At 40.6% G+C, this 18,744-nt stretch carries 17 protein-coding genes and 1 pseudogene; 6 read left to right on the plus strand and 12 right to left on the minus strand.

Annotated features, from left to right (window positions below; translation table 11 throughout):
- Positions 1 to 142 precede the first annotated feature (142 nt).
- The 3 genes and pseudogenes from BI198_RS04805 to gpmM all read right to left on the minus strand — a co-directional run.
- Positions 143 to 874 (minus strand): divergent polysaccharide deacetylase family protein, encoded by a 732-nt coding sequence (locus tag BI198_RS04805; RefSeq protein WP_235605249.1) that lies wholly within the window; start codon positions 872 to 874, stop codon positions 143 to 145.
- Positions 875 to 1,004: 130 nt separating this feature from the next.
- Entirely contained in the window at positions 1,005 to 2,144 is a 1,140-nt protein-coding gene (locus BI198_RS04810) for a murein hydrolase activator EnvC family protein (protein WP_070048530.1), read from the minus strand.
- Positions 2,145 to 3,674: pseudogene (gene gpmM, locus BI198_RS04815) on the minus strand (2,3-bisphosphoglycerate-independent phosphoglycerate mutase); the annotation flags it as partial.
- Between the two features lie 179 nt (positions 3,675 to 3,853).
- Between gpmM and BI198_RS04820 the strand changes: the two are divergent.
- Genes BI198_RS04820 through gpsA form a run of 4 tightly spaced genes read left to right on the plus strand, consistent with a single transcriptional unit; the run spans position 3,854 to position 6,082 of the window.
- Positions 3,854 to 4,288 carry a rhodanese-like domain-containing protein gene (locus BI198_RS04820; protein ID WP_070048532.1) on the plus strand — a complete coding sequence of 145 codons (435 nt, stop codon included), beginning with the start codon at positions 3,854 to 3,856 and terminating at the stop codon, positions 4,286 to 4,288.
- Between the two features lie 2 nt (positions 4,289 to 4,290).
- Positions 4,291 to 4,548, plus strand: coding sequence for a glutaredoxin 3 (grxC, locus tag BI198_RS04825; protein ID WP_070048533.1), 258 nt, complete (start codon positions 4,291 to 4,293; stop codon positions 4,546 to 4,548).
- Between the two features lie 30 nt (positions 4,549 to 4,578).
- Complete coding sequence (gene secB, locus BI198_RS04830) at positions 4,579 to 5,070, plus strand: protein-export chaperone SecB (RefSeq protein WP_070048534.1); 492 nt, start codon at positions 4,579 to 4,581, stop codon at positions 5,068 to 5,070.
- A 4-nt stretch (positions 5,071 to 5,074) separates the two neighbouring features.
- Positions 5,075 to 6,082: an NAD(P)H-dependent glycerol-3-phosphate dehydrogenase gene (gene gpsA / locus BI198_RS04835; RefSeq protein ID WP_070048535.1), complete on the plus strand. Its 1,008-nt coding sequence runs from the start codon at positions 5,075 to 5,077 to the stop codon at positions 6,080 to 6,082.
- Positions 6,083 to 6,111: 29 nt separating this feature from the next.
- On the opposite strand, the gene BI198_RS04840 is transcribed toward gpsA, so the two are convergent.
- The 5 genes from BI198_RS04840 to BI198_RS04860 form a co-directional block, all read right to left on the minus strand.
- Positions 6,112 to 7,854 carry a GGDEF domain-containing phosphodiesterase gene (locus tag BI198_RS04840; protein WP_235605371.1) on the minus strand — a complete coding sequence of 581 codons (1,743 nt, stop codon included), beginning with the start codon at positions 7,852 to 7,854 and terminating at the stop codon, positions 6,112 to 6,114.
- A gap of 252 nt (positions 7,855 to 8,106) precedes the next feature.
- Positions 8,107 to 8,574 (minus strand): tRNA (uridine(34)/cytosine(34)/5-carboxymethylaminomethyluridine(34)-2'-O)-methyltransferase TrmL, encoded by a 468-nt coding sequence (trmL, locus tag BI198_RS04845; RefSeq protein WP_070048537.1) that lies wholly within the window; start codon positions 8,572 to 8,574, stop codon positions 8,107 to 8,109.
- Positions 8,575 to 8,586: 12 nt separating this feature from the next.
- A complete protein-coding gene (locus BI198_RS04850) occupies positions 8,587 to 9,609 on the minus strand; it encodes an alpha/beta fold hydrolase (RefSeq protein WP_070048538.1) in 1,023 nt (340 codons plus the stop codon).
- A 29-nt stretch (positions 9,610 to 9,638) separates the two neighbouring features.
- The gene (locus BI198_RS04855; RefSeq protein WP_070048539.1) at positions 9,639 to 10,994 is read right to left on the minus strand and encodes an ATP-binding protein; all 1,356 of its coding nucleotides are present in this window, start codon (positions 10,992 to 10,994) and stop codon (positions 9,639 to 9,641) included.
- 104 nt (positions 10,995 to 11,098) lie between these two features.
- Positions 11,099 to 11,716, minus strand: a complete 618-nt coding sequence (locus BI198_RS04860; protein WP_083256560.1) for a response regulator transcription factor — start codon at positions 11,714 to 11,716, stop codon at positions 11,099 to 11,101.
- A gap of 166 nt (positions 11,717 to 11,882) precedes the next feature.
- On the opposite strand from BI198_RS04860, the gene BI198_RS04865 reads away from it, so the two are divergent.
- Together BI198_RS04865 and BI198_RS04870 are read left to right on the plus strand one after the other, a co-directional pair.
- Positions 11,883 to 12,401: a Spy/CpxP family protein refolding chaperone gene (locus BI198_RS04865; protein WP_070048540.1), complete on the plus strand. Its 519-nt coding sequence runs from the start codon at positions 11,883 to 11,885 to the stop codon at positions 12,399 to 12,401.
- 573 nt (positions 12,402 to 12,974) lie between these two features.
- Positions 12,975 to 13,877, plus strand: a complete 903-nt coding sequence (locus tag BI198_RS04870) for a hypothetical protein (RefSeq protein ID WP_070048541.1) — start codon at positions 12,975 to 12,977, stop codon at positions 13,875 to 13,877.
- A gap of 33 nt (positions 13,878 to 13,910) precedes the next feature.
- Here the strand turns inward: BI198_RS04870 and glnG are convergent, their stop codons facing one another.
- The 4 genes from glnG to glnA form a co-directional block, all read right to left on the minus strand.
- Entirely contained in the window at positions 13,911 to 15,371 is a 1,461-nt protein-coding gene (gene glnG / locus BI198_RS04875) for a nitrogen regulation protein NR(I) (RefSeq protein ID WP_070048542.1), read from the minus strand.
- A 3-nt stretch (positions 15,372 to 15,374) separates the two neighbouring features.
- Entirely contained in the window at positions 15,375 to 16,442 is a 1,068-nt protein-coding gene (gene glnL / locus BI198_RS04880; RefSeq protein ID WP_070048543.1) for a nitrogen regulation protein NR(II), read from the minus strand.
- Positions 16,443 to 16,528: 86 nt separating this feature from the next.
- Positions 16,529 to 17,056 carry a hypothetical protein gene (locus tag BI198_RS04885; RefSeq protein ID WP_070048544.1) on the minus strand — a complete coding sequence of 176 codons (528 nt, stop codon included), beginning with the start codon at positions 17,054 to 17,056 and terminating at the stop codon, positions 16,529 to 16,531.
- Positions 17,057 to 17,223: 167 nt separating this feature from the next.
- The gene (gene glnA, locus BI198_RS04890; protein ID WP_070048545.1) at positions 17,224 to 18,633 is read right to left on the minus strand and encodes a glutamate--ammonia ligase; all 1,410 of its coding nucleotides are present in this window, start codon (positions 18,631 to 18,633) and stop codon (positions 17,224 to 17,226) included.
- Between the last annotated feature and the right edge of the window lie 111 nt (positions 18,634 to 18,744).

The raw sequence follows: 18,744 nt of genomic DNA on the forward strand, positions 1-18,744 counted from the left end.
ATTTAATCGTAAAAAAATGCAGCTAATATAGCTGCATTTTTTATTGGCTGTGGAAAATGTCGGCAAGGTAATTATTGAGCGGTGCAGTTGTTACTATGTCTATTACACTACTAGTGAGTGTTTTTTAGGCGCGACTTAGTTATTACTGCGGTGCCGATATAGCTGGAGCAGTAAATCCGGCGGCTACGACACTGTGCTCTTGAGGCAGTAATTGTGAAATGCCGACTAACTGAATACCCTGTTGCTTTAATAGCGGTAAATTTTTACGTAAAAACTTATAGGTTTCTGGGTAAGGATGGGCGATAGCAATAGCATGCTGGCGAGTTTTGGCGATACGCAGTAATTGGCTAAATTGCTTTGCAATCGCAGCCTCTGTTTGTTCATTATCCAAGAATACATGCCGGCTTAAACTGGTGACACCATATTCTGCTGCATATTTATTAGCGGTGCTTTTAGCGGTGGTAACGCTATCTACAAAAAACAAATGCCGTTGTTGTAAATACTCCATGGTCCAGGCCATATGTTGCTCTAATTCAGTGTACAAGCTGCCCATATGGTTATTGATACCAATCGCATAGGGTATATCGGCTAAGGCGGCTTGTAAGCTATGCTGCACTTGTTGCTTAGTCATATCTTTAGACAGAGTGCCAGCTTCTTCAGAAGCGTTGTGGTAGCTAGCTTGCATTGGCATATGCAGCATGACATCTTTTTGTTTTGAAAAAGCATAACGGGCTGAACTTTGGCCATAAGGGGTATAAGGTAAAACGGCAAAGGTTAACGCATAAGGTAAGTCGATTAGTTTAAAATCAGATTTATGGTAGCCAATATCATCAATAATAATAGCAATGGTAGGTTTAGTATCTGCTGCTTGCAAACTAAAGCTTAGCAGCAGCGCTGATATATATAAAAAGCATCGCACGTTATTATTATTCTCGTTTATCGCTATAAGCTAAGCAGTTTGGCTAAAGTATAAATTGAAGTACCACTGAATACAGCTTTTTTTGTTATTTTTGCTTATTAAGCCAATTAATTGGATTGACCGCTTCACCTTTATTGCGAATTTCAAAATATAATCCGGCTGATGCTTGGCCACCACTCATACCGGCAGCAGCAATGGTTTCGCCTGCGGTAATGCGACTACCAGGTTGTTTTAATAAGGATTGGTTATGGCCATATAAACTCATAAAACCGGCACCATGATCCAGCACAATAACCCAGCCATAGCCTTTTAACCAGTCGGCGTAAATGACTTGGCCATCGGCAACCGCTTTAATTGCGGCACCTTCCACAGTTTGAATGATAATGCCTCGAGATGACATACCACCTTGCCGGCTTTGGCCAAACTGTTGCGATACGTTACCTTTAATAGGCCAACTCAACTGGCCTTTTTGTTTAGTTAAACCATTTAATTCTTTAGCTTGTTGGGCTAATCGGGCTAATTTTTCCAAGGTGTCTTGTAAGCTGGCTTCATTTTGCTTTAAGTAATCTAACTGTTTGCCTTGTTTTTGTAATGTGGTTTGTAATCGTGCGACTGCTTGTTGTTGAGTTTGTTTAGCGCTATTTAAGAGTTGCTGTTGTTGCAGCAACTTACTTAAGCTAGCAGTGAGTTGTTGTTGTTTTTCAACTAATTCTGCTTCTATTTGTTGTAATTGGGCTAAAGTCGCATTAATGCTGGCGAGTTGTTTTAGCCGGGCCTGATTAAAATATTGATAATAAGTAAGCACGCGTTCTAATTTGGCGGCATCTTGTTGATTAAGTAGCATTTGGCTGTAATCATGCTGACCTAATTGGTGAGCACTTTTTACCTGTGCTGCCAGTAATTCAGTTTGTTGGGTTAATTGCTGTTGATATTGTTGTTGTTCGGTATGCAATTGTTGTTGACGCTGAACAATAGCATCACGTTGCTGCTCGGTTTTATTAAGCTCGATTGACGCTTGGGCTAGATCACGATCAGATTGTTGCAGCTTTTTCTCTGCTTGATCTAATTGCTTTTTTTGCTGTTTAACTTCGCGTTCAGTTAACTGAATTTGCTGCTGTAACTCGGCAAGTTCTTGTTGCTGTTGTTGTGCAGTGCTGCTGAAACAGCAAAATAACAGCAACCATAAGGGTTGCTGTAGCCAGGTTTTAAAGCCTAATTTACGCATCTAGTCTACTTGCATTAATATTTTGCCGGTCATTTCTGGCGCTATAGGTAATTGCATTAAATGTAACATCGTTGGCGCGATATCACTTAACACACCGCCATGAACTACGGTAGCTGGTCTGCCGACATAAATAAGCGGTACTGGGCCATTGGTATGAGCAGTATGGGCTTGGCCAGATTCAACATCGCTCATCAGTTCAGCATTACCATGGTCAGCTGTGATTAGGCATTCACCCCCCACTTGCTGTAAGGCTGCTACAACACGGCCAATACAATGGTCTACCGCTTCAACAGCTTTAATAGCTGCAGAGAGCACACCGGTATGACCCACCATATCACCATTGGGATAGTTACAAATAATGGTATCAAAATCGCCACTATGAATAGCCTCTACCAGTTTGTCGGTTAGTTCAGTTGAGCTCATTTCTGGTTGTAAATCATAAGTTGCAACGTCAGGAGATTGAATGAGAATTCGTTGCTCGCCGTCAAATAAGGTCTCACGACCGCCACTAAAAAAGAACGTGACATGGGCATATTTTTCTGTTTCTGAGATACGTAATTGGGTTTTATGCTGTTTTGCTAGCCATTCACCTAACACATTATCTAAGGCCACCGGAGGATAGGCACAAGGTGCATCTATATTTTTAGCGTACTCAGTTAACATAACAAAGCGGCTTAACTTTGGCTGATGTTGCCGATTAAAATCAGTAAATTCGCTATCAACAAAGGCTCGGCTAATCTGGCGAGCGCGGTCGGCACGGAAGTTCATAAAGATTAAAACATCACCATCTTGAAGTGTAATGGCTTCGCCGTTGCTACTTTCAATCCGAGTTGCTTGCACAAACTCATCATTTTCATCACGTAGGTAGGCTTGGGCTAAACCGTCGAGAGCGGTAGTCGCAGTATAATCTGCTTGGCCTGCGGTAATTAAATTATAAGCTTTTTCTACTCGATCCCAGCGGTTATCTCGGTCCATAGCGTAGTAACGGCCAATAATAGAGGCTATTTGGCCACAGCCGTTCTCGCTAAAGTAATGTTGTATTTTAGCTAAACAAGCTTCAGCACTACGCGGTGGGGTGTCACGACCATCAAGAAAAGCATGGACATAGATTTTAGTCGCACCTTGCTGTTGGGCTAATTGGATCATGGCTAAAATATGGTCTTCATGGCTATGCACGCCACCCGCTGATAATAGCCCCATAATATGCACTGATTTATCAGCAGAAACTGCAGCTTGTACCGCTGAGCAGAGTTGTGGGTTAGCAAAAAAATCACCATCAGTTATGGCTTTAGTAATACGAGTGAAATCTTGATATACCACGCGACCTGAGCCTAAATTGACATGGCCAACTTCTGAATTACCCATTTGGCCGTCAGGTAAGCCGACATCTAAACCTGAACCTGAAATTAAGCTATGCGGATAATCTTGCCATAATTTATCCATTATTGGCGTATTAGCTTGCGCTATCGCATTGTTAGTGGTGTCTTCACGGTAGCCCCAGCCATCAAGAATCAAAAGTACTAAAGGTTTTTTTTGCTGGCCATGAAAACTCCACTTTGAATATTAGCGATAATTATTTAACTAATATCTTACCGAATTCTGCATAATTCGCTAGTGCTGTTCTTCTTTGCCGTGGCTAAATTGCTGCTTTATTATTACAAACTGGGTATACTCGGCACTGTTTATTATCAGTAAAAGCAGAATAGGTTATGCAGCAGTATATAGAATTTTTTAGTAGTCACCCTATGTTAAGTCTAGCCTGGCTGGTTATAGCCGGATTATTAATCTTCAGCTGGGTTAAACAGCGTATAAGCTCAGTGGCACAAGTCACACCTACTGAGTTAACCTTACAAGTTAATCGTCATGATGCAGTAGTGGTTGATATTCGTGCCGAAGCTGATTATGCAAAGGGCCACATCACGGCAGCTAAACATTTAACCGCAGCAGATATTGCAGCTGAAAAGTTAGCAGGCCTTGAAAACAAAAAAGATGCGCCCATTATTGTAGTATGTCAGGCTGGTGCCAGCTCACAAAAAGTAGCAGCTAATTTGGCTAAGCAAGGCTTTACCAAGGTGTCGGTACTACAAGGTGGTATGGGCAGTTGGACGAGTGCAAATTTACCCATAGTTAAAGCGAAGAAATAAATATGTCAAAAGTAGTTATCTATACTAAAGCGTATTGCCCTTATTGCATGCAAGCAGCAATGTTATTACAGAGTAAAGGGGTAGCTTATACAGAAATACGCATTGATCAGCAGCCGGAAAAACGACCAGAAATGATTGAGAAAGCTAATGGCCGTACTACCGTGCCGCAGATTTTTATCAATGATGTACATGTTGGTGGCTGTGATGATTTAATGGCCTTAGATGCTGCTGGTGACCTGACACCCTTATTAACTAACTAATTATAAAACTAAAATATAGTAGGAATTATTATGGCTGATCAACAAGTAAATGGTGCAAACGAACAACAAGCTCAAGGCTTACAGTTTGCAATACAGCGTATTTTTGTTAAAGATATTTCATTTGAAGCGCCAAACGCACCAGCGATCTTTCGTAAAGAATGGAAGCCTGAAGTAAAGTTAGATTTAGATACGCGCAGTGAAAAACTAGAAGAGAATACCTACCAAGTTATTTTGTCATTAACGGTTACGACAACGGTTGAAGGCGAAACAGCATTTTTATGTGAAGTACAACAAGCCGGTATTTTTTCAATTGGTGAAGTTGAAGATGCACAATTAGCACATATGCTAGCCTCTTATTGCCCGAACATGCTTTTCCCTTATGCACGTGAAGCTGTATCTAACTTAGTTAACCGTGGTACTTTCCCACAGTTAAACTTAGCACCAGTTAACTTTGATGCCTTATATGCTCAGTACTTACAGAAACGTCAGGCTGAAGCAGAAGGCATTACAGCAGACGCTTAACTATATGAAAGCATCTGCGATAGCAGTACTTGGCGCGGGCTCTTATGGCACCGCGCTAGCTATTTGCTTAGCCAGAAACGGTAACACTATTAGCTTGTGGGGACGCAATGCTGCAGATATGCAGCAAATGGCAGAACAACGTTGTAATCAGCGCTATTTACCTGATATTGCACTGCCAGCGTCTTTACAACTGAGTGCTAATTTAGCCGAGACTGTCGCAAGTAGCCAAAATATTTTAGTGGTCGTCCCTAGCCATGCCTTTGCCGATACATTAACTCAGTTAAAACCTTTTTTGCAGCCTAACGCTCGCGTTGCTTGGGCCACAAAAGGCTTAGAGCCCGAAACAGGACGTTTACTGCAAGATGTTGCCCGTGATATTTTGGGTGATGAGGTGGCGTTAGCGGTATTTTCTGGACCAACCTTTGCAAAAGAAATGGCAGCAGGTATGCCTACTGCAATCACTTTATCTTCTACTGATACTAAATTTATTGAAGAGTTATCGACACTGCTACATTGCGCTAAAAGCTTTCGGGTTTATACCAATCCAGATTTTATTGGCGTGCAATTAGGTGGCGCGGTAAAGAATGTGATTGCGATTGGTGCTGGTATGGCTGATGGTATTGGCTTTGGCGCAAATGCCCGTACGGCGCTAATAACTCGTGGTTTGACTGAAATGAGTCGTCTGGGTTGTGCTATGGGCGCGCAAAAAGATACTTTTATGGGTATGGCGGGATTAGGTGATTTAGTCCTGACCTGTACTGATAATCAATCCAGAAACCGTCGTTTTGGTTTATTATTAGGCCAAGGTATAGCAGTAGAGCAAGCTATGACCACCATAGGTCAAGTTGTTGAAGGCTATCGTAATGCTAAAGAAGTATTTAATTTAGCCCAACGTTATCAAGTTGAAATGCCAATAACAGAGCAAATTTACCAGGTTTTATATCAAGGAAAAGATGCCAAACTTGCTGCTCTGGATTTATTAGGTCGAGAAAAACGGGATGAGTTATCTTAACTGTTTTAACTATCTCAATTAACTTAACTTTAGCTCACTTGTTTACGTATCAGATTATCTTCAGTTGCCAGTAACGCAGGGATCTCGTTTGCTGGCAAAGCTTTACTAAATAAATAGCCTTGTAAAATATCGCAGCCCATGACATGCAACAAATAAGCTTGCATCTCATTCTCGATACCGATAGCAATCACTTCCAGTTCTAAATAAGACGCTAGGCGAATAATACTTGCGGTAATATTACGTTGCTGATCGTTATGTTCCATATTAACGATGTAATTTCTTGCTATTTTTACGCTGTGCAGCGGATATTGGCGTAAAACCTTCAGCGACGATAAGCCTTCACCAAAGTTATCTAAGGTTAAATGGAAGCCTAATGCTACCAATTGTTGCAATGTTTCTGTTGTAGCAGTATTGGCTAGTAAGAAAATATCTTCATCTAACTCTAAGTCAAAATGCTCAGCAGAAATTTGAAAATGAGCCAATTGTTGTTCTAACTTAACCACAAAGTCAGTTTGCTGGAAGCTTAAACTAGCAATGTTTATGGCTATTCGACCCCGATTTAGCTTGTGCTGTTGCCAGTTAATATATTGCTGACAGCATTTGGCAAAAACCATATGATCTAATTTAACGATTAAGCCTGTTTCATCTGCCATATTGATAAATGCAGCCGGCAAGAGTAGGCCGCGTTTAGGGCAATGCCAACGGATTAACGCTTCGTAACCCACGACTTTATTATTAGAAATACTTAGCTTAGGCTGAAAATAGACTTCAATTTGTTGTTTAGCTATAGCGTTAGTTAATTCGCTTTCTAAGCCAAAATAATCTACAGAATCTTGCTGGAATAAGCTATTAGCAAACTGAAAACGACTCACGCTGAGTTGGCTGGCGCTAACTAATGCAGCTGCGGCACTGGTTAATAACGCAGCTGCAGAGTCGCCATCATTAGGATAGATAGCGATACCGATATAAGTTTGATCGATAATGCTTAAGACGCTATTAGGATCTATAACACCCAATATATTATGCGCTAAGCGGTTTAGGTAAATATCAATATTAATAGAGCACAGATGCCCTGGGATCAGTAAGGCTAAACTTTCATCATTATACCGGGCTAGTATCGCACCTTTAGGCAATAGGGCACTAATATGCTCTGCTAGTAATATTAATCGCTTGGTTAAACCCGCTTGATAATTAGGCTCTGAAAAACCCAATATACAATTAGTTTTAATAACCATAACAGCCAGTTTTGGGTGCTGCTCATTGCAACTTAACATAGCGTAAGTTAAATATTCTTTAAAAATAGTGGCTGTTAGCAAATGGGTGTCAGGATCTCTAATATGTTGTTGCAAAAGTAATTGCTGCTGCTGATTATCATTAGATGTATCTTGACCAATTAACAAATATTTAATCGGCTTAGTGTCGCCTAAGCGAGTAATAGCAACCGATAAACTTCGGCGTTTTTCTTTAGCACCACAACCTAACCATACTTCTCCCTGCCAATGTGGTTGCTCAATTAATCGCTGTTGAATGAGCTTAGCCATAGCGTGTAATGACAACTGGTCGGCATACAGTGCTAACTGTAAATCATTGGTTGGGGTAGTCGATTGTTGGCTTAATGCTAACAAGTGGGAGTTAATAAATAGCGGCTGCATATTATGATCTAACACTGCGATTAGCTGGGTTGAATGATGTAAAAAACTAGAAAGCTGATTATGCTGCAGCTTAAGTTTACTAAAGCGCTGTTTCAGTTTGCGATAAGAAATAACTAGCACAATACTCAATAGCGTTAATGCTAATGTTAGTGCTAATAGTATCAGCAAGTTAGGACTGTACAGTATTGGATTACTGTAAAGTGTTGGGCTAAATGTACTAGTATCATCAGCGGCTACCACATTACCAACTGAGCAACATAGCCATACCAACCCATACCTATAAAGCATGATGTCAACATCCTTGTGATCAATCAAAGCAGTAATGAGTATAGGTGTTGCTTTAACATTATGACAATTTAATGCTTATATAGGTTAGATTTTAGCGCCACTATAATCCAGTTGACGCCAAGCTTCATAAACAAAGACTGCGACGGCATTAGATAAATTCATTGAGCGGCTATCGGCTATCATGGGAATTTTTAACCAATGGTCCTGAGGTAGTTGTTGTAATACATTCATGGGCAGACCGCGAGTTTCAGGACCAAATATTAAGGCATCGTCAGCTTGATATTGCGCATCGCTATGTCGAGTGTAACCTTTAGTGGTGCAAGCAAATAAACGCTTAGGTTGCACTTGTTGCATAAATTGCTCAAAGTTAGCGTGGCGTTGTACCTCGGCAAATTCATGATAATCTAAGCCAGCGCGTTTAATCCGTTTATCATCCCAAGCGAAGCCCAGCGGCTCTATGAGGTGTAGCTTAAAACCACTGTTAGCGCAGAGTCGAATAATATTACCAGTATTCGGTGGGATTTCAGGTTCAAATAACACAATATGTAGCATCTAAGGCTCCGGCTAATCTAGCGGTAAATGTTGTAAAAATTGATTAATGGCAGCAAACGCTTGATCCCGTATTTGATCGTTCTCCATAAATATCTCATGCCGTGCTGCTGCAATAACAACCTTATTACGATATAAGCCGCTAGGTAGAGCTTGATACCAATTATTTTGCGCTTTATTCGCCACCACTTTATCGCTGGCAGCTTGTAATAAAAGTACGGGTGTTTGCCAACTAGGTGCTTGCTGATGAATGTCTTGCATGGCGTAGATAGCCTGTTGTAACCAACGTGTGGTCACTCCGCCTAGTTGGCTATCAGTTTGTTGCTGAAAACGCTGCTGTAGCCAGTGATAGCGCGGCTGGCTACTGGTTAGTAGGTTATTATTAAAAGGCTTTTCACAGTAATCACTTTGGCCAGGGGCATACCAAGGCGTTTTGCTTAGGTATTGATTGAATTTCTGTAAGGCCAACACGGCATTTTGGGCGATACTATTCGGTATGAAACTGGTATAAATACCAAACATAGGCGCTGCAAAAATCGCTGCCGAAAAAGGCGATTTAGGTTGTTGTTGTAGATAGCCCGCTAAAATAGCACAACCCATAGAGTGGCCAAGCGCTAGATGATAACGATGCTGGCACGGTTGAACAATTTGTTGCATAAATTGGCTAAAATCTTGCTGATATAGCCCAAAGTTAACAACATCGCCTTTAAAGCGATTAGCTAAACCGCGTTGCGACAAACCTTGACCACGGTGATCGAGAATAAACACACTATAGCCCGCTTGTACTAACTCGTAGCTTAACTCGGCATATTTTAAGGCCATTTCCATTCTGCCGGCACTTATCACTACGGCACAGATAGCATTTTCAGTGTGGTGATATTGATAAAATAAGCGGGTACCATCCTGACTAATTAACTCGCCACTTTGCATGTTTTGCCAAAAGGGCTGCACCTGTTGTAGCCATTGCTGTGATAATTGTTCAGCCAGACTTAGTGGCTTAATTGCTGGCAAAGCAGGGAAAGATGTCTGTTGTTTCAAACCTATGGCTCATTTTCTGTTGAAGAACGCTAGTTTACGGGGATCTGTATCGTGATACAAAGTCCTGTTTCAGATATTTTACTGGCCAAAACAGTACCGCCATGCTGGCGGATAATTTTAGCGACAATGGCTAAGCCTAAACCAGTACCGCCAGTGTTACTGGTACGGCTATCTGATACACGATAGAAAGGCTCAAATATCGCCGTCAGTAAATGGGCTTCGATGCCTGGGCCTTGGTCGGTTATTTGCAATTGAATATCATTACCTAACCGTTTTAACTGACAACTTACCGTGCTGGCGGTTGGGCTATATTTAATAGCATTACGCAGCACATTTTCAATGGCACGGCCTAACATTTGGCTATCAGCTTCGACTTCAATATTAGGCTCAGCTTGTAGTAGCACTTGTTGCTGTTTAGCATCGGATTCAACTTGGTTAACTGCAATGATTTCTGCAATTAATTCAGTTAAATCAAAAGTATGCTTTTGTAACTGATATTGGCCAGCATCTAATTTACTGTAGGTCAGTAATTCATCTAGCATGGCATCTAAGCGATCTAGCTCTTGTTTTATTCTGGGCATTTGCTGTAAATCTTGCTGGCGTTCGGTTAAACCTAATGCCAGCTGAGCTCTGGCTAAAGGTGAGCGCAACTCATGAGAAATATCCCGCAATAAGCGCTGCTGATTAGTTAATAAAGCACTAATACGTTCGGCCATAGTATTAAAACTATGCCCAAGCTGGCCTAATTCGTCTTTACGCTTAATTAAGTGCTTAACGCGTACATCCAACTGACCGTTAGCAAATTCTAAGTTGCGTTGTAATAACTCACGCAACGGCCGCGAAATGGAAATAGCTAAAATAAAGCTGGCGACGGCAGAGATAAATAGCGTAAATATTAAAACAATATGCTGTGGCGCATCATTGATATGCCACCAAGGCCGAGCTCGGCGTTGCCGTTTTTGATATAAAGCCAGTGACTCATCACCAAGTTGTAATAAAAAAGGCCCCGCGACGGTTATATTACGGTGCTTTAGCCAACCTGGACGTGCAAGCTGAGATAATTCTGTTAACCAGTTTTGATCAAAGTCAGCGGGTAATGCTGAGTCACTGCTAATGTGATTTGTAGTGGTATTAACCACTAGCCAGCGATCAGGCTGTTGCTGTTGTAACTGACGAATTAAGGCTTTGCTATCGCTTAATTGCTGATAGCGGTCTACCTGATGCTGTAATTGACTTGCAATATTATGGGGTAAGCGACGGATCTCAGTTGGCTCAGTTAAGCTGCGTGATAGCATCACGGCACTAATTACGGCACTAAGTAATACTAACCAGAACCAAATAAAAATTCGTCCAGCAAGATAATGAAAAGGATTTAGTGATTTCAATTTAACATTCTCATTATAATGACCATAAAATAGTATTACTCAGCTGGCAGCAATAAATAGCCGGCACCGCGCAACGTTTTAATTTTTCATCCGGGCAATATTGACTAATTTTTACGAATATTACTGATATGCATATCTAAACTGCGATCATACATTTGTAATCGCTTACCTAATACTTTTTTACTTAACTCATCTTTGCTATGCACTACGCCAGGTTGCTGCATCAGAATTTCCAGTAACTGAAATTCAGTTACGGTTAAATTCAATACTTGGTCATTACATTGTACTTGACGATTTTGCGGATTAAGTATTAAGCCATTAACATTAAGAATGGTAGTAAGGTTGGTGGGCGCTTGCATTAAGTCGGCGCGGCGTAAAATAGCCTTAATGCGTGCCACTAATTCACGCGGGTTAAAGGGTTTGGCTAAGTAATCGTCTGCGCCTAGCTCTAAACCAACAATACGGTCGACATCATCACCACGGGCAGTAAGCATTAAAACTGGGCAGTAGTTGTCATTACGCAGTGCTTTTAATACGCTTAAACCATCCATGCCTGGTAGCATAATATCTAATAATATTAACTGGTATTGGCCTGTTCTGGCTTCAGCTAAACCATTAGGCCCAGTATGCTCGGCATGAAAGCTTAAACCGTCAAGTGCCAGATATTCTGCCACCAGCTGGCAAAGCTCAATATCATCATCGATCATTAATATGGCTGACATAGCACCTCCTTTTGCTTGAGTGTACGCAATCTAGGTTGTAAGCAGTTTATCTTTACAGGATCTTTACCTGTTGTTTGCGTTGCTTTGCATTGGATGTTTTATGCTGTAACTGTCAAATCGGTTACAGCATGAATCAAATAAATTACCAAGCAACGGAGTAATCAAAATGAAAGCGAACATAAAATTATCTACTTTAATTGCAGTAATACTGACAGTAAGCAGTTTAAGTGTGGCTAGTGTCGCCGTAGCACAGGTTGATACTAGCGCCAAGTCGAATATACAGTATAAACAACATTCTAGAATACATTCACCGCAACATAGATTTATGCGTATGTTTAAATCGGTTGATCTAACGGATGAGCAACAGCAGCAAATGCAGTTATTAATCCAGCAACATAAAGCAGATCGTAATAGCCAAAGCGCGAGCAAACAGCAATATAGTGACACTAAAGCGGCAATAAGCCAATTAATGCAAGCTGATCACTTTGATCAAGCGCAAGCAGAACAACTGCTTCAGCAACGTCAAGTACAGCAACAACAGCGACAGCTACAACGTTTGAAATTGCAATATGACCTGTTGCAGGTTTTAACGCCAGAGCAACGGCAGCAGTTAGCTAAGGCTAAAAAACAAGCTCAACATAAGCGAGTAAAACATAAACAAACGAGAAATACTCATAACGCTTGAGCAAATAGATAATTAGCAAAAGCTGACTAAGGCATGATTAGCAGATGATTGTAAATTGTTGGTGTACATTATTAATTGTACAGGCCATTAAATATCAGCATCTGCTTTTTGTGCTACTTAATTGCAATAATTCAATTAGTGAATTTGCAGTGCTGCTTTGGTTAATGGTCATTATCTAGATATTATCATCAAAAGCTGCAACGAAAAATGTTAACTTGTAGGTGAGTGATGATTAGTCAATATAACTTCTAATTCAAATGAAAAATATATGATATTTAGCTGATATTATAAGTTTTGATGTTAAAGTGAATATAATAATTAATATAAATTACAATTACTTATAAATGATATTGATTTTTTCATGCGAAAAATCTAATGAAAATGTGATATCGCAATCTACCACCTCACAATGTACCTTTATTAGGTAATTCTTGAATGGGTAAAAGCTTGTTTTAGGTTATAATCAAGTGCCACTAAATAGGGGATACCTAATGCATAGCTATGTGCGTACTTATAGCTATATAAATAATATTGAAATATTGAAATATTGAAATATTGAAATATGGGAATTACATGTTAAAAAAAATAATTTTTATAATTGCTTTACTTTTTGTTTCTTACAATGCATCAGCTAATACTTGTTATGATAGCATTAATAAAGGGAGTGCTGCATGTGCTGCATATCAATATGACGTTTTTACCTTGTACTTTAAAGACGAAAATAATTCAGAGCATAAGGTATATGCTAAACGTGTTATACAAAGATCAAACGGAGTTTTAGTTCATGTAGATTATGATTTTGTTTCGGCATGTACAAGTCAATGCTCTGAACTTGATAATATAGCAAACGAGACCCTTTGGGCTTTTAGAAATGCAAATCAAAATAACACCTTTTATCAAAAGGTAGTTTATGTCTGCGATCCAACAGAAGAGGTCTGTTGCAATGACACTGGATGTAACGAAATTTATAAAGTGGGTAACCCTTCAAGTGAATTAGCAACCGTAAAAGAGAACCTTGAATACCACGACGATAAACTAAATGAGATTGCCTCTAAAAGAGGTCCTAAGTATAAAAATGGCGATATTATTGATAAAGGTATATATAGAACAGAAGCCATTACTAATGTTGCCGATAACATGTTACGTAATAGTTCAAATGGCCAGCAGGTTCAACAAGGAATGGCGCTGGTTACTGTGCAACCCATTCAGTTCCAAATTTTCAACTCAATTAGCGGTGCTGTTAAGATCTGTGTTTCATCAGGCTCTTTTTGTGAAGAAATCCAAGGTTATGGTACAGCCAGTAATAATATGGCATCTTTTGAGCTTTCTCATAACCAAGGCCAAAACTTCAATACTGCTCTAAGAGATTTTATTGAGCGCGCTTATCAAGTTGATAAGCAAATGACTTGTAGTCAATCAACATCTTGTAGTTCAGAGAATCATTGTACTGTCCGTTTGACTTGTATCAAGTATTAAATAAACGGCAACTGTAATTAATTCAGCTAGTGCTTATTTTAGCCCTAGCTGAGTTAATTTGCGGGTTAGGGTATTTCTACCCCAGCCTAAACGTTTAGCGGCATCTTGTTTATGGCCTTGGCTAAAATCTAATGCTTGCTGCAACAGAATAGTTTCCAGTTCTGTTTGTGCGGCTAGGGCAATATCGGTACTTTCGCCTTGTAGTTGTTCTGTTACCCAAAGTTTAAATAACGCTTGCCAACTATCACTGTTTGTCCCGTTTGCTGCAGCGCCCGAAGTTGCGCCTGTAACTGCATTCAGTATTGCGGTTGCGTCCGCGTTTTTTACTGTGACGGTATTAAGTAATTCAGCGGGTAAGTCAGCTTTACTAATATTTTTACCGCTGGCCATAACCGTTAACCAACGACAGGTGTTTTCTAATTGGCGCACATTACCGGGCCAATCTAAATCGCTAAGGACTTGCTCTACTTCAGCACTAAGCTTCTTTTTCTCTACACCAAGCTCTTGTGCGGCAAGTTGCAAAAAGTGTTGCGCTAACTGCGGAATATCTTGCTTGCGTTCTTTTAGCGGCGGTAATTGAATGCGGATCACGTTTAAACGATGAAATAAGTCTTCCCGAAAATGACCCGCGGCGACAAGTTGTTCTAAGTTTTGATGGGTAGCAGCAATAATACGCACATCCACAGTAATAGCTTGATGGCCCCCTACACGATAAAACTGGCCTTCCGCTAATACCCGCAGTAAACGGGTTTGTACATGCAGCGGCATATCGCCAATTTCATCTAAAAATAAGCTACCACCATCTGCTTGTTCAAAACGACCTTTGCGTAAGGTACTGGCTCCGGTAAAAGCGCCTTTTTCATGGCCAAATAATTCTGATTCAATAAGCTCTGTAGGTATGGCCGCCATATTTAAGCCAATAAATGGCTGGGCATGACGCGGGCTGTGTTTATGCAGCGCTCTGGCCACTAACTCTTTACCTGTACCCGATTGGCCATTAATAAGCACACTAATACTGGAACGAGATAACCGACCTATGGCGCGAAACACCTCTTGCATGGCCGGTGCAGCACCAATGATTTCTGAAGATAGCGTGCTGCTAACACTCTCTTCAAGGCTATTATTAGCCGCTGCGTGCTCTAAAGCCCGGCTAATTAAGCTAACGGCTTCATTAATATCGAATGGCTTAGGTAAATATTCAAAAGCGCCACGACTAAAAGCGTTAACCGCGCTATCTAAATCAGAGTGAGCCGTCATAATAATAACGGGTAAATCAGGCAGTTGCTGCTGTAACTTATTTAATAGCTGCATGCCATTACTGCCAGGCATACGAATATCAGATATAACCACACTGGGTTGTTGATAGTCTAAACGTTGCAACATTAAGTCTGCAGAAGCAAAACTCTCGGTGCTAATATTGGCGCGGGCTAAGGCTTTTTCTAATACCCAACGAATTGAGTTATCGTCGTCAACAATCCAAACACTTTGTGGCATGGTTTAATTCTCGCTATTTACGATGGGTAAATACAGACTAAATTCGGTATGGCCCGGCCAGCTATCACAATCTATCCAGCCGCCATGTTGATGCAGCAGCGTTTGGGCAATGGATAAACCTAAGCCATTACCCTGTGGCCGAGTACTAACCATGGGGTAAAACAGGGTATCTTTTATTTCTGCCGCTATGCCGGGACCGTTATCAATTACTTTAATAAGCGCGACTAATTTATAACGCTTGCCGTGCAGGGTATGTTGAAACAAGACTCGGCTTTGTAAACAAATTATGCCCCCAGCAACTAATGCTTGCTGGGCGTTGCGTACAATATTCAGTAAGGCTTGTTGTAATAGCTCGGTATCAAATGGAAAATCAGGAATGCTAGGATCATAATCTAAGCTAAATTGTACTTGATGCGGATTATCCATTAGGGCCAACTGCCGAACTTGCTCGATCATGTGATGTAAGTTGTTGTGCTGAATTTTCGGCGGTCGATAAGGGCCGAGTAAACGATTGACTAAGTTGGTTAAGCGATCGGCTTGAGCTATTATCAGCTGAGTATATTCAGTTTGTTCAGCATCTAACGACAGCTCAAGTAATTGTGCGGCACCGCGTAAACCGCCTAAAGGATTTTTAATTTCGTGTGCTAAGCCGCGAATTAAATCTCGCGCGGCTAAATGCTGATGTTGTTGTAAGTTTTCCAGACTAATTTTACGTTGTTGGTCAATTTGCCTAATTTCTAGCAATAAATGCTGGCTTGGATTATCACAATAGGTCACGGTGATATCGAGCAATAAATGCCGACTATCAACACTAACCGCTTTGACATCCGTCACATTAAAATTAAGTTGTTGGTTAACAGCCTGATAAAAACGTTGAATGTTAACATCGTTATATTGAAAAAGTTGAGCAAAGGGCTGGTTGAGGATACGTTTTTCACCCAAGCCAAATAAAGCACTGCTGGCCGAATTAAAATAAGTCACGTTTAACTGACTATCCAGTAATAATACCGCTGTCGTCAGTTGGGCGCAGATAAGTACATCTATTGTCGGTGAGGAGCTTGCCACTGCCATTCCTTTTGCACCATTTTGGTGCGTTATTTTGGCAGTGTAAAGCAGCTAAGCGCAAATTGCACTAGCTAATGAATTAATTATAGGGGTTAATTAGCACCTGGATTAATTCTAGATGCACGGTGTAAATAAAAGGTGGTGGTAGGGCTGGTTGCTATTAATTTACCGTTTTGGTCGAATAACTCTAGTTGTAATTTATGCTCACCGCGTTCAATGTCGCGTAAGATAAACACAGCATTACTTTGTGGTTCAGCCTGAGATTGGCCATCAACCAGAAGTCTTACTCGTAAACCGCGCTTAAACATTGGCGTAATGCGGCCTGATACATAAACTGAACCGGTGTTATCGCGAACGGTGGCTTGATCTTCAGGCTGAATAATACTGACTTCGAATTGTTCTTTTGCCGGTTTTTTAGTCACGGGAAAAGTGGTATCGGTTGCCGCCATAATATTAGGTCGTGAGTTAAAGCTTACTTCTTCTGCGCCTATTTGTGGGCTATCAGAAAAAACTAAAACGCCATTTGCATCGCGCATAACAAATACTTTCTTTGCTTGCTGATCCGCATAGATTGGCAAAGACACTGCACACAATACTAACAGTAACAAAACCTTGTTCATTATCAGCCCAATTCCTTTTTTGCTTTTATTATATTTATTGCTAGGGCTACTTTATCCTGCTTTGTTGAATATTTCTACTAAAAAAAGCCCACCGTAGTGGGCTGGTATTAGTTAGCTTGAATTAAAGCTTGTTGTATTTAAACCCTATATGTTTAAACGCTATATGTTTAAACGCTATAATACAATTCAAACTCTAATGGATGTACAGCAACCGCAACTCTTAGCGCTTCAGCACGCTTAATGGCAATGTATGCATCAATCATGGCATCGGTCATTACGCCGCCTTTAGTAAATATCGCTCGACTTTTATCTAGCTCATTTAATGCTTCTTCTAAAGAGCTAGCCACTTGAGGGATATTCGCTGCTTCTTCTGGCGGTAAGTCATATAAATCTTTATCCATAGCATCGCCTGGATGAATTTTATTCTGGATACCATCTAAGCCAGCCATTAATTGCGCAGTAAAGGCTAAATATGGGTTGGCTGCAGGATCTGGGAAGCGGCATTCAATACGACGCCCTTTAGCGCTAGGTACCAGTGGAATACGAATAGACGCTGAGCGGTTACGCGCTGAATATGCCAACATAACAGGTGCTTCATAATGTGGCACTAAACGTTTGTACGAGTTAGTGGTGGGGTTAGTAAAAGCATTTAACGCTTTAGCGTGTTTAATTAAACCACCGATATAATATAAGGCTAACTCTGATAAGCCAGCATATTTATCACCAGCAAATAAGTTAACACCGTCTTTAGCCAAAGACTGATGACAATGCATACCTGAGCCATTATCGCCAACTAAAGGCTTTGGCATAAAGGTTACGGTTTTGCCATATAAGTGCGCCACGTTATGCACAACGTATTTTAATTGCTGCGTTTCGTCGGCTTTTTTGGTTAAGCTATTAAACTTTGTAGCAATTTCATTTTGGCCTGCAGTGGCAACTTCATGGTGATGGGCTTCAACAGTTTGGCCCATCTCTTCTAGTACCATACACATAGCACTACGAATATCATGGCCAGAATCTACTGGTGGTAATGGGAAATAACCGCCTTTTACGCTTGGACGGTGGCCTTTGTTACCATCTTCATAGCTAGTGCCTGAGTTCCATGCCGCTTCAGTAGAGTTAATTTTAAAGAATGAACTGGACATAGTGGTTTCAAAGCGAATATCGTCAAACATAAAGAATTCCGGCTCTGGACCAAATAATACCGTATCGGCAATACCGGTAGAGCGTAAATAGTCTTCAGCACGTTTGGCGATAGAACGAGGATCGCGATCGTAACCTTGCATAGTACTTGGCTCAATAACGTCACAAGTAATGTTTAAGGTGGTTTCTTCAAAAAACGGATCTAATATCGCAGTAGAAGGATCAGGCATTAAAATCATGTCTGAGTCATTAATACCTTTCCAGCCGATTATTGATGAGCCGTCAAACATTTTGCCATCTTCAAAAAAATCTTCGTTTATTTGATTGACTGGTATGGTGACGTGCTGCTCTTTACCTTTGGTATCAGTAAAGCGTAAATCAACAAACTTTACTTCGTTTTCTTTTATAAAACTCATTACAGATGATGCAGTCATGCATTCCTCCAGTTAATCTGTTTTTGAACGGCTGTGTTGACACTAATTATATTGGTTTAACTTATGCTACTTTATTAATACAAGCTAATTATATGCCAATTAATTAAGTTT

The organism is Rheinheimera salexigens, assembly GCF_001752395.1.
In the GTDB taxonomy this organism is placed as follows: Bacteria; Pseudomonadota; Gammaproteobacteria; order Enterobacterales; family Alteromonadaceae; genus Alishewanella; species Alishewanella salexigens.

Excerpts from the sequence above, each read along its gene's own strand:
- secB (WP_070048534.1), top strand. The coding sequence starts at position 4,579 with ATGGCTGATCAACAAGTAAATGGTGCAAACGAACAACAAGCTCAAGGC.
- glnL (WP_070048543.1), bottom strand. The coding sequence starts at position 16,442 with ATGGCAGTGGCAAGCTCCTCACCGACAATAGATGTACTTATCTGCGCC.
- BI198_RS04885 (WP_070048544.1), bottom strand. The coding sequence starts at position 17,056 with ATGAACAAGGTTTTGTTACTGTTAGTATTGTGTGCAGTGTCTTTGCCA.
- gpsA (WP_070048535.1), top strand. The coding sequence starts at position 5,075 with ATGAAAGCATCTGCGATAGCAGTACTTGGCGCGGGCTCTTATGGCACC.
- glnG (WP_070048542.1), bottom strand. The coding sequence starts at position 15,371 with ATGCCACAAAGTGTTTGGATTGTTGACGACGATAACTCAATTCGTTGG.
- BI198_RS04870 (WP_070048541.1), top strand. The coding sequence starts at position 12,975 with ATGTTAAAAAAAATAATTTTTATAATTGCTTTACTTTTTGTTTCTTAC.
- trmL (WP_070048537.1), bottom strand. The coding sequence starts at position 8,574 with ATGCTACATATTGTGTTATTTGAACCTGAAATCCCACCGAATACTGGT.
- BI198_RS04810 (WP_070048530.1), bottom strand. The coding sequence starts at position 2,144 with ATGCGTAAATTAGGCTTTAAAACCTGGCTACAGCAACCCTTATGGTTG.
- grxC (WP_070048533.1), top strand. The coding sequence starts at position 4,291 with ATGTCAAAAGTAGTTATCTATACTAAAGCGTATTGCCCTTATTGCATG.
- glnA (WP_070048545.1), bottom strand. The coding sequence starts at position 18,633 with ATGACTGCATCATCTGTAATGAGTTTTATAAAAGAAAACGAAGTAAAG.
- BI198_RS04865 (WP_070048540.1), top strand. The coding sequence starts at position 11,883 with ATGAAAGCGAACATAAAATTATCTACTTTAATTGCAGTAATACTGACA.
- BI198_RS04860 (WP_083256560.1), bottom strand. The coding sequence starts at position 11,716 with ATGTCAGCCATATTAATGATCGATGATGATATTGAGCTTTGCCAGCTG.
- BI198_RS04820 (WP_070048532.1), top strand. The coding sequence starts at position 3,854 with ATGCAGCAGTATATAGAATTTTTTAGTAGTCACCCTATGTTAAGTCTA.